Consider the following 14,972-nt stretch of genomic DNA (forward strand, 5'->3'; position numbering starts at 1 on the left):
TTACTGAAGTGCCGATGCATCCCGAATCAAATAGGCTGCAGCTTCAGATGAAATATGCTTCCCCGTTTGGGCGTGGACTTGATTGATAAATGCGGAGATATTCCCTGTTGTGGCCTTCGCAGCAAGGCTGTTCGCAATACCAGGATTATCGATCCATCCCTGTTCAGCGAATCGATACACAAGCTCTTCCAGACTCTCGAAACTAGTGACGATCTGGAAATTCATCTCTTGAACGGATTCGTTTCCTGCCAAATCGACTGCTCGTATCGTAAGCGTGTGCTCGCCCAGAGGGAGTCTGAATAACGGGAGGGCTGAAGGATGCTCTACCCGCTCTCCGTCCAGAGTGATGACGGTTCCGTCCGTATCGGCACCCGACCATTCGTCCTGAAGTTCGAAGTCCAGCTTCAAATCATCCGCAGTGCTGATTTCTTCAGGTATGTCCGATTTCCAGCGGATTACGGGTCCCTCGCGGTCCACATGCAGCTGAAGCTTACGCGGTGCCTCCTCGTTGCCAGCTTTGTCAATGGACCGATAAGTAAGCACGTGACGTCCATCCTCACGCACATGCAATGGCGAACCATCGTAGCTGGTCCAGCTTGCTCCTTCATCCCAGGAGTATAAAGTGGATTCAATCCCGGCTCCTTCATCATAAGCCGACAGCGTAACCGTTACAGGGCTAATGAACCATCCATCCTTTCCATCAGGCTTCTCCGGATTGGTCGCAGGTTCTGTCGTTGGGGCCTGGGTATCCTCTTCTTCAGCATCGGAGACGGGAATCATGTACATTCGTGTTTCTTGCGCATAATAGATGTTTCCGTCATCCCCCAAGGTAAAGAGTGCCGATTTGATTCCCAGTTCTTTATGCTCCAGCGTGTCGGGATTCAATATGGTCAGCTGACCGTAGAGGTCGGTATAGAGCAGGCCATCGTTCCCCCATCTGAGATGGATCGGCCTCCACATCCCGTAGTCCGTGACACCCGGATAAATGACCTTGCTTTTAACGACCTCCTGCGTGGCGGGGTCCACCGCAAACAAAATGCCGTCTGCTGCTGCCCAGAGGAGTCCGTCTTGATCGAAGGTCAGCCCGCTGATCATGATCGGGGATTTATCGGCGCCCGGAATATCAGGCGTGAATTCGCTAAGCTTTTCGCCGCTAACGGCATCCCACACAAACATTTTTGCTTCCGACTCGGTTGGATCGATGCCCAGACCGCCTCTTATGCTGGTCGAGCCGTAAATCTTGCCATCCCGATAAGCCAATCCCACAATGCTCTGGTTCCGCACGACATGGCGATGAACATCAAACGTTTCGGAGGCCGGGTCGTACGCAACGAGCGCTCCGCCCAATTCTCCGTAATACGGTATGGTCCCAAAGTAGATTTTGCCTCCGCCCGTAGTCTGGACATAAGGACGATCTTGGTCTTCCTCCATGTAGAATAAGGATTCCGGATTGAGGTTCGGCTTGTTCGGATCCGTTTGAACGGGAAGCGTTGTATCCAGCTTGCGAATCTCCGCTTTGGGATAAATGCCAAAGTATACGTCATTCCCAAGCGAGCCGATGCTTTCGGCTTGGCCCATCGGATACGTCGAATGGGTGCGCGTAACGGGATCGAACACGCCTCCCAATGCGGAGGTCATGCCGCTTGTATAGATTTTGCCGCCCGGTCCTTTCTCCAGAGCCTGAATAAGTGTAGGTTGCCCTTCGGCAACCGCAGGCAGCGTCTTATGAATGCCGGACTCGAAGTTGAACAGTGCCGTCTTCCCTCCGAATTGGATCGTCACTAAAGTCTCGCCGGGAAGCTCCGGATCATCCGGAAAACGGACCCAGCCGGTAGAGCGGAAACCCGTTCCATAAGCAATCCCCGTATCCGTGACCTGCCGCGTCGTCATGTCAAAAGCTTGAACCTTCCGATTTTGGACGAAATACACTTTTCCTTCGCGTTCGGGCGACACATCAAGGCCGCCGTATCCGCTGTATACCTCATCCAGCCAGACGCCCCTCGCCATATCGTATATAATCAATGCGGTTGTTCCATTGCCGTTTAAGTAAGCGAAAAGGTAATCCCCCCTGGCATCCAGGCCATACACAAACGGGAGACTGCTTACGCCCGGTACGTCCCGAATCGGCAGTTCTGTCTTGTCCCCGGTAACCGGGTCGAGCTTGACGATATGGCCTACCGTGCCGATACCTGCATAAACGATACCATCCGCATAGGCAATAGAACGAACATACCCTTGGCCTTCTACCATGGTTCCGTAATTCGTGAACGAATTCGTTTTGGGATCGAATTTAAACACCTTGGCGTTGGGATACGTCCCGCCGTATACATTCCCTTGCTCATCCGTGACTAATCCCCAGATAGAGGTTTCGCCTGGAATCGCGGGTCCCAAATCATCAAGTTCTTTGGTCTGGGGCGAATATCGGTAAACTTTGGATTGACCTGCTATATATAGCGTTCCGTCTGGAGCAATGGTCTTAGCCCAGGAGCTGTCGGCATCCGGAAGCGGGATCGTCCGGAGCAGTTTGTTGTCCACGAGGTCAATAACGTTTAACATGGCCGGCTTTCCATTCACCGTGGTATACATGACGTCACGACCATCCTCTTGACCATAAGCGCTTTCAAAAATGGCAATCTGCTGAATAGGAGCTCCCACGGAAACAGGGTCCCCGAATTGTTTGTTGATTGACGATTGAGCTTCTACAGGCACTGGTTGCAGCGAAGACAATCCTAATAGGGTTATCGTAAGTATGATCAACTGGGTTTTGAACGGCACGATATTTAATTTCATCAAACTTCCCCTTTCGAATATGGTTTAGCCTAGCGTTTGGAACAAACGATTGCCCCTCCCCTCAATTAACCTACAGGACGAAACGGGTATGGACTCCATTTCGTACATGCTCATCATTGTAAAAATACTCAAGGGTTCCGTAAATGTCTCATTTTCAGAGATTTTGATTTTCTCCAAGTAGATTTGATGAATCCTTAAACATCACTCAGGTACGGAGGATTCAAAAGTGGTGGAAAATACAAAAGAAGTGGAGAAATCAAAAAAACCGAAACCCTTAAATAAGGATTTCGGCAATATTGTGGCAACGGTTATCGAAGCCCGCATTAAGCTCTGCGAATGGTAAATTCAAAGGACATGTCCGTCGAAGGATCGATCTGATACTCGTCATGAACCGGAGCCCCCCAGCTGTCGTCACCCCCAACCCCCATTTGCCGCCCGGCAATGGTAACAACGGTATGGTGAACGTTCGGCAGCTCATAATGATGCGTCGCGTTCTCCAGCTCAAATGCGGTATACGGCGATATATTGGATTCTACCGGTGCTGCCGATGGTGCCTCAATCGTGATGCCATGACCTTGATCGCTGGTTATGGATACCTCCCGCACGCCTGTACGATTGCCCGATTCCTGCGGTACCAAGTATGCTGAAACTTGATCCGCCGCACGATTCCGGAAGCGACACAATTTAGCTCCAAATGCACGGTCGATATAATTCTCTTCCGGCCCGTTCGCATACCAATCCAGGTTGTCGTAGTCCGCCGGTACTTTGAAGGTAAGAGCAAAGATCGGCAGCTTCGGCAATTCCGGTGCACCTTGGTACCCCGACTTTACTTGAATGCTTCCATCGGTGAACACCGTATAAGATACGCGGACCCTTACTTCCTCGGACACGCTCAGTTTATACACATAGGTCACGGTCGCGTGATCCGAGTCTTCCGTAAGCTCGCAGCTTAACATTCTCCGAGTCAGGCTAGCAGCATACCAAAGCGCAGAATCAAACGGCAGTCCGGCCCCTTTATCGTTATCCGTCATCGCTCTCCAGAAGAGCGGAGCGGGCGGCGAAGAGATCATCTCCCGTCCCGCATACTTGACGGATATGAGGGTTCCTGACTGCTTTGAGAACATGACGGAGAAATCACGCCCATGAACGCCGATGTTTACATCCCCTTCAACTACACGGAAATCATTCGCAGGCGTATCATGCGAACCCCCTGAACCTGGTTGCAGGCGTTCCGCCGCCGACGCTGACGTATTGCCAGGAGCGTCAACAGCGAGCGCGTTCTCCACTCGGAAAACAAACTGTCCAAAAGCCATTTCATAACCGGCTTTCGCCCACAACGAATCCTTCTTGAGCACGAGTGAAACGTCTAACGCATATTCACCAATCGGAAGCCCCACCTCAGGCAGTTCCAGCTTTACATATCGCTCTTCGCCGGGATCAACCTGGGTGGATACCGCTCCGCTGTAGATTTTCCTTCCCTCTACATTCACGCAATATATAACTTCATAAGCATCCAAGCCCACGAATAAATTCTCGTTTCTAATCGTGACGCCATAACGATCCGGGGTCAGCTTAACGTTCTGATACAGGAACTTCACTTCCTGCATTTTGGGGGACCATGTCCGATTCGCATAGACGATGCCGTTGCCGGAGAAGTTGTAATCGGTTGAACGATCATCAAAATCCCCTCCATAAGCCATAAAAGGCTTGCCGAAACGATCATGTTTCACGATAACTTGATCCATGAAATCCCAGATGAAGCCGCCTTGATACATCGGATATTTCTGCTCCAGCTCCGTGTATTTATGCAATCCGCCGACGGAATTGCCCATGGCATGCATGTACTCGCAGCTGATATAGGGCTTGGAAGGATCGTTTTGCAGATACTGCTCAATATCCGCCGGTTTTGCATACATGCGGCTCTCCATATCGCTCGCATCGTCATATTCCCGGTTATGGAACACTCCTTCGTAATGGACCAGCCGGCTAGGGTCCCTCTCCCGGAACAAGTTCGCGACGTTCCGAATGACTTCTCCGGCGTAAGACTCATTGCCGCAAGACCAAATCAAAATCGATGGGTGATTCTTGTCCCTCTCGATCATGGAAATGGCACGGTCCAACACGATATCCTGCCATTCCGGCCTGCTGCCCGGTATGTTCCAGGATGGCTCAACGGCTCCCATTTTCTGCCATGAACCATGCGTCTCCAGATTCATCTCGTCGATGACGTACACGCCGTACTCATCACACAGCTCGTACCACATCGTCTGATTCGGATAATGCGACGTCCGTACGGCGTTGATATTCGCCTGCTTCAATGTCTTGATATCCCACAGCATATCCTCTTTCGTAATGCTGCGTCCGCGGCGGGAATTGAATTCGTGCCGGTTGACGCCTTTGAACACAATGCGCTTGCCGTTCAAATGCATCACCTTGTCAATCATCTCGAATTTGCGAAAACCTATCTTTTGCGGCACCACCTCCACAAGGTTTCCGGATGCGTCATAGACGGATACGTACAATGTATATAAATTAGGCTCTTCTGCGCTCCACCGCTTGACCTTACCTGCAGCTAACGCAATCGATGCCGTTTCCCCGGAAGCATGGGTCTCCCCCAGGACCACTGAATTTCCTGCTGCATCCTTGAGCTCTAGGGCTACTTTCGAAGCCGGCTTTCCCCTTAGCTGCATGGTAACCCTCAGCGTTCCACTTTCATACGTTTCATCCAAATCGGTTTGAACATGCAGATCCTGCACATGAACGTCAGGTACCGTGTACAGATACACATCGCGAAAAATACCGGAAAAACGCCAAAAATCCTGATCCTCCAGCCAGCTTCCGGTGCTGCGTTGATAGACCTCGACAGCCAGCTTATTCTCGCCTTCCGTCAAGTACGGCGTGAGGTCGAAATCGCTCGGCGTAAAGCTGTCTTCGCTGTAACCGACAAACTCCCCGTTCAGCCATACATAGAAAGCCGATTCAACTCCCTGAAAAGAGATATACAGCGGACGCTGCTGCCAGCCGGCAGGAACGTTGAAAACTTTCACATAGCTGCCCACGGGATTGTGGTCCTCTGAGATCATCGGGGGTCTAAGAAACTCCTGACCGTCCCATGGATACATCGTGTTCACGTACTGCGGCTGCCCATAACCCTGAAGCTGGATATGTCCCGGAACCTCAATATCATCCCATCCTCTGCAGGATTCTTCCGTTTTATAAAAATCCGCTTGGCGTTCCTTGGCATTACGGGCGTAACTAAACTTCCAGCTCCCATTCAGACTGCGGCGCCAAGGCATCTCTCCAAGCTGTTCGGCTTCCAGCATCGATTCGTAATACCGATGATCGGAGTGCGCGGGCATCCGGCCTACCGCAAATACACCGGGGTCGGACAACCAGGCAAGACTTGGCGCGACTCCTCGTTCAACCTGCTGTTTCATCTGTTTTCCTCCATTTTCAACTTTATTTCACTGAACCTGTCATCCCAGCAACAAATTGTTTCTGCATCATAAAGAACACAAGCGCCGTCGGCAGCGTCGTAATGACGATGGCGGACATGATCAAACCGTAGTCTGGAGCATAGCCTGATCCCAGGTTCGATATCAGCAGCGGCACGGTCATATTCTCCGGCGACTGCAGCACGATCAGCGGCCACAGATAGTTGTTCCAGCTGTTCAAGAAAGTAATAATCGCTGCGGCTGCATAGGTCGATTTCATCGTCGGCATATAGATGCGGAAGAATAGGCCCAGCTCCGACAGACCATCGATGCGACCGGCTTCCATCATATCCTTGGGAAACATTTTGGTGCTTTGACGGAAGAAGAAGATGAGGAACGCCGTCGTGAATGTCGGCAGAATGACAGCCCCTGCCGTATCAATGCCTAGAAAGGGTACAACCCCCGATACTTTGGCAAACATCTGAAATAAAGGCACCATGATCGCCGCGAACGGAATCATCATTGAGGCTAGCAGAATATTAAATACGATATCTTTGCCGCGGCTGCGGTACATCTCAAAGCCATAACCAGCGGCTGAGGCAACCAGCAGTGAAAGCACGGTAGTCACCACCGAGATTTTTGCGGAATTCCAGAGAGCTTGCCACATGTCCACGGAGCTGAACAGATTGTTGATATTCTTGACCAGGTGCGAACCCGGCAGCAGCGTCCCTTTCGTTACGTCCACGGACGGATTGGTGGCACTGACAACCATCCAGATAAACGGAAAGATGGAGATCAGGGCAGCGATAATTAGAAACAGGTAAGTCAACACGCGTTTGGTTTTCATGATCTCTTGTCACCTCCAACTTTGTTCTGGATCATCGTCAATATGACCACCATGAGTACGATCGAGTAGGAAACGGTAGCAGCGTATCCAAAGTCCGGCGTGTATTCGAAGGAAAGATTGTAAATATATTGCGATATCGACATGGTTGCGTTTCCGGGGCCGCCCTTGGTGATGTTAACCACCTCGTCAAACAACTGGAGCGTTCCAATGGTCGATGTTATGGTCGTAAACAAAATGATCGGCTTCAGAAGCGGAATCGTAATTTTGAAAAACTGCGTGAAGGCATTTGCACCATCGATGCGTGCAGCTTCATACACGGATTTATCGATATTTTGAAGTGATGATAAATAGAAAATCATATTATAGCCTGTAAAACGCCAGGTGATCGCGATGATAATCGTAACTTTGGCCCAGAACGGGTCAGTGATCCATTGAATCGGTTCCTGGATGACATGAAGATTCACCAGAAATTTATTGACGATGCCATCGGCGCCGAACATGTACTTAAAGACGACGGAGTACGCGACAAGCGAGGTTACCGTTGGCAGGAAAATAGCCGTTCTGAAAAAACCTTTGAACTTCAGTCTATCGTCATTGAGCAGCACAGCGATAAAGAGCGCCAGCACCAGCATGACCGGAACCTGAATGAGTAAGTAAATAAATGTGTTCTTGACGGCCGTAAGGAAGGTGGTATCGCTGAACAGACGAATATAGTTGTCTATACCGACAAACTGGAGATTGCTGCCCCTGCCTGATTTGAAGGATAGGATTAATGCTTGAACCATCGGATAGAAATAAAAAATACTAATCATGACAACCGGCACAAGAACAAAGAACCAGCCTGTCAGACGTATCCGCCTTTGACTGTTGAGACCCTTGTGAATATGCGGGCTCAGCCTGGCTTTTTCTGTATTCATACCACTCCACACCCTTCTGTTGATCCCATTTCATATGGATAGAAATAATAAAACCCTCGCTCCCCTTCCTTCAGCAGATGTCCACTTTACAGGAGAAGAAGGAGCAAGGGCATTTGTTGTACTGCCTGAGTGTGTTTTAACGGATTTGCGTATCGGCTTGCGTCTGGGCATCTTTCAGAACGGTTTCCACATCTTTACCGCCGAGATACGCCTGCATGGCAACGACCATAATGTCCTCGATGGCGTAAGTGTTCATGCCATAGTTCACGTTAGGAATTTGTTCGGTCCAAGCGGCAAAGTCCGATACGACTTTTTGGCCCTGGAAATACTCGTCCGCTGCAGCGTAAGCTTCCCCGCTTGCCGCGGCTTTCAGGGTGCCGATGACCCCCACTTTTGTGTTCAACGTCTGATACAGCTCAGCATCGGAAGCAAACGTCTTCGCGAGGAACTCCGCAGCTGCTTCTTTGCCATCAACATTCATGACATACCAGGAGCTGCCCCCTAGGTTCGATGCATGGACGGACCCCTCTGTTGCCGCAAGCTTAGGAAGCGGAGCTACCGCCCATTTACCGGATTGGGAAGCTTCGGCTTTGATCGAAGGTGTAATCCAGTTACCGGTCGGTACGGTAGCCACTTCACCGCTGTTGAATGCTCCAACAAATTGGCTCCAGTCCGAGTTCACCTTCACGATGCCGGAATCCATCATTTCTTTGTACAATTCAAAGGCTTCTTTCAACGCAGCATTGTCTGCAATCGTCGGAGTTTGACCATCTTCCGCCGTATACCATGCCCCCGCCGATTGGATCATCATGCGGATGAGTCCAAGATCGTTAGGATCGAGCGTAATCATGCTTTTGCCGGTTTTCTCTTTGACGGCTTTGCCAATCTCGATGTACTGCTTCCAGTCGATGTCCTGCAGGTCATCCAGACTGTAGCCTGCCTGCTCGAGATAATCCGTTCGCACGTACATTCCCGTCACGCCGGAATCAAATGGAACGCCGTACTGCTTGCCATCTACGCTGGTCGGGCCAATCTTATAGTCCGCGAAGTCATCCACTTTCACGATGTCCGTCAATTCGTAGAAGGAATCCGGATACGCTTGCAAGAAGCTCTGCGCACGGTAATCCTCAATGAGCACGATGTTAGGCAAGCCTTTCGTGGAACCGGAGTTCAACCCGGTGTTCAGCTTTTGAACGATATCGGCCTGCGCATTCTCTACCACATGAATCGTGACGTCCGGATTCACTTGGGCATAGGCTTCTTTAGCTACATTCATGGCGGCAATGTTAAATGCCGGGTCCCAAGCCCATACCGTAATTTCTTTTGGAGCGGCACTGCCTTCACCGCCAGAGCTGCCGTTACTGCCCGACCCGCCTTCCGTACCGCCGCCCGAGGAACATGCCGACAAGAGGACAACTCCGGCCAGCAGTAAGCTCATTAATTTTTTCAATGTGTTAACCCCCTTTTAAGTCTGAAAATAATAAAAGATGGAAGCGTTTTCTCTGCTACGCATCCATCTTATCATTTTGTATTCGTTTTCATTGGCACTATCTTTGTTAGCTTTGGTGCTATTATTGGATCCTGTTTTTCGCTTTCATACCGGCTCTGGTACAATCTTTAGGTTCTTGTAATATCTTTAGCTTTGGGTCAATGGTAGCGTAATGATGATTTTTGTTCCTTCACTGCGTTTGCTTGTAATGTGGATCCCGTATTTCTCGCCGTACATCAACTTAATTCGGTCATCCACATTGCGTATCCCAATGCCGGAGAACAATTGGCGTTTGCTCATCGGTGCAGGCAGCGATTCTTCCTCCGCCGGGTTCTGCTCCAGATTCATTCCGTCCCCGTCATCTACAACTTCACATACAAGCTGGTCCTCCTGAACCGCAATCAGGATCAGAATTGTTCCCTCTCCCTTGATGTTGAATGCGTGAAAGAATGCATTTTCAATAAAAGGCTGAAGAATGAGTTTGGGCATATGATAATCCAGGCTATCCGGCTCCACAAAGTAATGAACGCGGATTTTCTGACCGTAACGTACGTGATTAATATACACATAATGCTTCAGTGTCTCCAGCTCCTGCCGCACAGGTATGGTGGAATGAATATCGCTGACTGTATTTTGCAGGAGCGATATAAGCGCGTTGATCGTACCCGCAGCTTTTTCCTTGTTGCCCTGCTGCACCAGAAATTTGATTGAAGCCAGCGTATTGTATAAAAAATGTGGATTGATTTGCATTTGGAGCGCGGCCAGCTCCGCATTTCGCTGCTGCTTCTGGGTTTCCATCAATCGATCCACATAATCGTGCAGCTCATCAAGCATATAATTATAGGCGTTCCCTAATTCCTTGACTTCATAACTGCTATTGGCAACATCTACATGATGATCGAATCCGCTTGTCGGAATATTCGACATCTGTTCGACGAGCACACGGAGCGACTGCGTCATTCGCCGGGTGATCAGAAAAACAATGACAAGTGATATCGCAACGATGGACATGATTGTCAAGGTGACTGCTTTAGCGTTCACCATCTGTCCGGTCACGGCTTTCTTGTCGATCATATTGACCAAATAAAACTCGAATTCCGGCAAGTATTCCGAGAACACAATTCGTTCGTTCCCCATCACATAGGCAGATGGATCGTCCTCTCCCTCGCCCTGATCCGTTACGACTTCTTGAAGCAGCCCCTCATCCCCCATCCCGATCAACTCGGTCCTGTTGCTGGATACAATAACCCCTTCCTCGTTCAACAGCACAACGTCATTGCCTTCGCTTGTAAAATTCGCATAGAAGGGTTTAAAATTCCGGTCGCGAATGACCACGTAAAGCGTGCCATACATTCTCCCGGTCGACTGATCAAAGAGAGCTTTGGAAGCGACGAGCATGGGCTCCTTTGCGTCTGCGCTATGATCCTCGCCGCGATAAAGCTGGTATAAGATTTGCGCAGGGTGTGCCATAGTCGCTTTTGTAATCGGGTGATCCTTCAGTTCCTTGGCCGAGATAGACCAATACCAAGGATCTGTGGAATAACTTCTCCCATTCGCTCCAACGATCATGATGCCAACATCGTAAGCACTAAAGTTAGACTGGACCGACTTCATGCCCTCTGTCATCTGATATGTTTTCATCGCAAGCGCCACGGCCTCCGTCTCTCCGCCCGATAAATAACTGCGGATTGCCGCATTCTGGGCGATCATGGTGGCACCGGTTGCTATAGCGTTATTATAGGACTCCAGGTTTGACTTCATCTGGTTTAACAGCTTGCCGTTCGTGATGCTGAATGTCTGCAGAAATAATTTTTCCGACATGCTGATGGTAATGGACAGCGTCAGAAGTGATACGGTAACGATGCTGATGAGGGTCACGAGAAACAGCTTAAGGAATAAGCCCTGTTTTCTAAGCTTGTTTATGGCTTGTCCAATCATGATTCCCGTATCTCCCGCACGTCTTGTCTCCGAAACCGGCTCGGGGAGATGCCTGTCTGCTTCTTGAACACCTTGGTGAAGTAGCTCTGATCCGAATAACCCACGCTGGCGCTGATTTCGGAAATCGTATGTTCCGTTGTCATGAGCAGCTCCATGGCTTTTTCCAACCGAATTTTATTGAGGTACTCACTGAAACCTTCTCCATTATATGCAGCGAAATAACTCGACAGATACGAAGCGTTGAAGTGAAACTGCCTGGCGACTCCAGTGAGTGTGATGGGATCGGCGTAATGGTCCCGAATATATTCGAGCAGCCGGTCCATATTGGGATTAACCGACGTATTCGTCTCCCCTATCGCACGCTCCGCTTCCTGAATAAAAGCTTCAACAACGGCGATAGCCTCTCCGGCATACCTGGCTTCATCTATTTTGCGGAAATAGTCGTATTTGGCATTCTCCAGGCTTCCGGTCTCCACTTTCATTTTCCCAAGCGTGGTCGCCACGTTAAATATGAAATTCCCCAACGACGATTTGAATTCGAAAGGATCGGTACGATAATCCATCGAGCGCAGGTGGACGTATTCCAAAAAGCCGGTGAATGCCTTCTGGTACTGCTTGCGTTTCAACTGTTCCATGAAATCACCCATGTCATATTCGAGCTTCGCTTCCGGAAGGCCAGGCAAATGATTTGGTTCAATCAAGGTCCGATCCTTCAGGAAGAAGCCGTATCGCATGAGTTTCAGATAATTATCATTATAAATCTCGCCAAGACTTTTAAAGTCGGTGAAGCTCTGGCTGATAACAAAATGCGTCTCTCTCACATCATGTGCCAATTTGGAGATCAAATGCCGGAGTTCAATAACAAGCTCGTCCCACCGCACGGGATTCACATTGAGCAGAAAAAGTGCCGTATCGTTGATAAACTTTAACCGTATATACACGATCTCGGACAAAGCAAGCTGCTGAAGCCCTCGTTCCATTTCGTTTCCGAAACTCCATTTGTCACCGGAATCTTTCATGTGCTTCATATCCGCTCCAAAAAACAAATACTGTCCATAAGGGAATTTCGAATCCAGCAACACGGGATCCAGCGCAGGCTCATATCCGGTCATAAGTTTCTCGATGGCTTGCAGGATCTGCCCTTCCCCTTGATCCCCACTATGATCATCAGCCGGCTTCATGGCGACCATTTTGGCCGTAGTCTTATTTAGGATGGATAATAGATAATCTGCTTCCAGCTTTGGCTTCAGGATATAGTCCGCTACACCACTCTGAAAAGTAGACCGGACGTAATCGTACTCACTGAAACTGCTGAGCACGATGACTTCGATGTGAGGATACTTCTCCTTAACAATCTTGACCAGTTTCTCCCCGCCCATGACAGGCATTACGATATCTGTAAGAATGACGTGGGGATTCACCTCATCCATCAAATTCAGTGCTTCCAGACCGTTAGAAGCCTCACCGACGATTTGGTATCCTTCCTGTTCCCAATTGAGCAGGTGCTTAATCCCCTGCCTGACAAGCATTTCGTCATCCACAATCATGATCTTGAATAATGGTTTCATACCTGCCCCCCTTGCAGCCTTGTAACCGTTTACGATTTGCCGGATATGTCTTAGCCAACCTTCATTTCAACGACATGATCTAATTAACTCAAAGATTATGGCATACAAATATCATACACTGCAACGTACGATACGGCATACCAAAAAGTCGACCCATTTAGGTCGACTTTCTGTTTTAAGTATTTAACTACGCCCAGATTTGATATTCGACTTGCGTTACTGGGAGGCAGCAGCTTTATTGACGCCGCTGATCTGCCCACCATGCTGAACGACCAGCACGTTTTGGCCGATAAGCGTCGGCAATGGAGTGCCTTTGTATTGAACGGAGGCCAGCGTACGTCCGCTGTTTGTATCGAGCGTTAATAGCTTACCGTTTTCCAGTCTTACATAGGCGATGCCCGCATCCCCGAGGGACCATTCGGCCACTCCCGCGTCAAATGCATAGGTCTGATCCGGCTCGGTTTTGGAGCGACTATCCGCCGGGAATCGGGAGACTACAGCTTTCTTTTGAGTTTCATCATACTTTTCAATGACATAGAAATATTCCCCATCGGATACGACATCGGATGCACTTTGATCTTCCACGAAATCCACGGGTATATAGGATCGGGTAGTCATAATTTTTCCGTTGGTCAGATTAATTTCATCGATGTTCGCTGCATATCCGGCATCGATGCCTTCGGTTACGTCGCGCGTATAAAACGACTTGTCATTCGAGAAGAGAATGTCCTGATGGTCACCGTCGGTCTGTGTCCATTTTACTTTGCCGTTCTGGGCATCGACTCCCTGTAACCCGCTCGTGGTCAATGCGCCGTCGATCATCGTGGTTGCGACAAGGATTTTTCCCGTTTGAAGCAGTTTGTACCCATGAGCGCTGCCCTTTAATTTCCACTTAACCTTTCCGCTCGATGCGTTGTACGCCGTCAGCCCATACGCATCACCGACATAGATCACACCATCGGCTGCATGCAAGCTGAGGTTCACATAGCTCTCTTTCTTTCCTGGCTGGGATTGTGTTTTAACCTTCCATTGCAGCTTGCCGGTTGCAGCATTGAGCTTAATTAAACGGCCTGTCGCATCCGTAAACCATACCGATTGGCCATCCGTTACGGTCTGTGAGACGGCGGCGGCTGGATAGGTCCATCGGGTTTTGCCTGCCAACGCGTCAAAAGCAATATATTTCTTCCCAACGGTATAGTATAAGTTGTTCTTAATTAATGTCGTCTGAGGGTTAATTTTGCTCGGATCTCCCAACGTCTTCGTCCAAATCGGCTTCAGGCTATGGGAAGACTTTTCCACAGTAGACGTCGCAGATGCGACATGCCCCGGCCCTGGCAGCATGGAAGAGATTGGCGATGCGAGAAGAGCTACGGCCATACCTGTTGTGACGAGTCGAGCGACGGTTTTCTTTTGAATGGTATACATGGATGTTATTCCTCCTATGACTGAATATACATATTAAACGTTAAGATTAAGGTAAAGTTGCATAAAAATACTAAAATACCCAAAAAATATATAAATATATTAAAATATCCAAACATCAGCCGTTCAACGAATCTATGAAATGACTGCTCCAACTCAACGGGGTATTGATTCGGAGGATCAATACCATGTTGAGAGTCCGTGTGAAAACGGAATCATGCTTTCTCTTTCTGACTGGGATCAAATGTTATTGTAGTATGACCAATTAGTTTTTTCAAGAACTATTTAGTTTTTATGCAGGTATAAGAAATGACGCATTCGTTGGATAGCTAGGACCCATTAAATGCATCATCGTGGTTTAGTCGAATATAAACAGCTCCTCAATGGGCGCTCCCACCGCCCGCGAAATATCGATTGCCAGCTTTAGAGAGGGATTATATTTCCCCGCCTCCAGACGGATGATGGTCTCTCTGCGAACCCCGACCTTTCCCGCCAACTCGTCCTGGGTCATCTCCGCTAACTGCCTGTACTTTTTTAAATTGCATTTGAATGGTTCCATGGGCATCC

At 49.2% G+C, this 14,972-nt stretch carries 9 protein-coding genes; all 9 read right to left on the bottom strand.

Features of this window, described 5'->3' with window-relative positions; genetic code table 11:
* The 9 genes from AC0VZ8_RS25230 to AC0VZ8_RS25270 all read right to left on the bottom strand — a co-directional run bounded on the left by AC0VZ8_RS25230 (position 1) and on the right by AC0VZ8_RS25270 (position 14,964).
* Positions 1-2,790: an OmpL47-type beta-barrel domain-containing protein gene (locus AC0VZ8_RS25230; protein ID WP_475484797.1), complete on the bottom strand. Its 2,790-nt coding sequence runs from the start codon at positions 2,788-2,790 to the stop codon at positions 1-3.
* A 323-nt stretch (positions 2,791-3,113) separates the two neighbouring features.
* Positions 3,114-6,227: a beta-galactosidase, LacZ type gene (gene lacZ, locus AC0VZ8_RS25235; RefSeq protein WP_475484798.1), complete on the bottom strand. Its 3,114-nt coding sequence runs from the start codon at positions 6,225-6,227 to the stop codon at positions 3,114-3,116.
* A gap of 22 nt (positions 6,228-6,249) precedes the next feature.
* On the bottom strand, positions 6,250-7,071 hold the full coding sequence (locus AC0VZ8_RS25240) for a carbohydrate ABC transporter permease (RefSeq protein ID WP_071223358.1): 822 nt from the start codon (positions 7,069-7,071) through the stop codon (positions 6,250-6,252).
* Entirely contained in the window at positions 7,068-7,883 is an 816-nt protein-coding gene (locus AC0VZ8_RS25245) for a carbohydrate ABC transporter permease (protein ID WP_475487760.1), read from the bottom strand. The genes AC0VZ8_RS25240 and AC0VZ8_RS25245 overlap by 4 nt, the downstream gene beginning before the upstream one ends.
* Positions 7,884-8,124: 241 nt before the next feature.
* On the bottom strand, positions 8,125-9,438 hold the full coding sequence (locus AC0VZ8_RS25250) for an ABC transporter substrate-binding protein (protein ID WP_475484799.1): 1,314 nt from the start codon (positions 9,436-9,438) through the stop codon (positions 8,125-8,127).
* Positions 9,439-9,624: 186 nt separating this feature from the next.
* A complete protein-coding gene (locus AC0VZ8_RS25255) occupies positions 9,625-11,415 on the bottom strand; it encodes a cache domain-containing sensor histidine kinase (protein WP_475484800.1) in 1,791 nt (596 codons plus the stop codon).
* Positions 11,412-12,983 (bottom strand): response regulator transcription factor, encoded by a 1,572-nt coding sequence (locus AC0VZ8_RS25260; protein WP_475484801.1) that lies wholly within the window; start codon positions 12,981-12,983, stop codon positions 11,412-11,414. Before AC0VZ8_RS25260 ends, AC0VZ8_RS25255 begins: the two co-directional genes overlap by 4 nt.
* Before the next feature lie 216 nt (positions 12,984-13,199).
* The gene (locus tag AC0VZ8_RS25265; protein ID WP_475484802.1) at positions 13,200-14,408 is read right to left on the bottom strand and encodes an outer membrane protein assembly factor BamB family protein; all 1,209 of its coding nucleotides are present in this window, start codon (positions 14,406-14,408) and stop codon (positions 13,200-13,202) included.
* 355 nt (positions 14,409-14,763) lie between these two features.
* Complete coding sequence (locus AC0VZ8_RS25270) at positions 14,764-14,964, bottom strand: helix-turn-helix transcriptional regulator (protein ID WP_216530440.1); 201 nt, start codon at positions 14,962-14,964, stop codon at positions 14,764-14,766.
* Between the last annotated feature and the right edge of the window lie 8 nt (positions 14,965-14,972).

It is taken from the genome of Paenibacillus sp. QJM3NY_38, assembly GCF_056173265.1.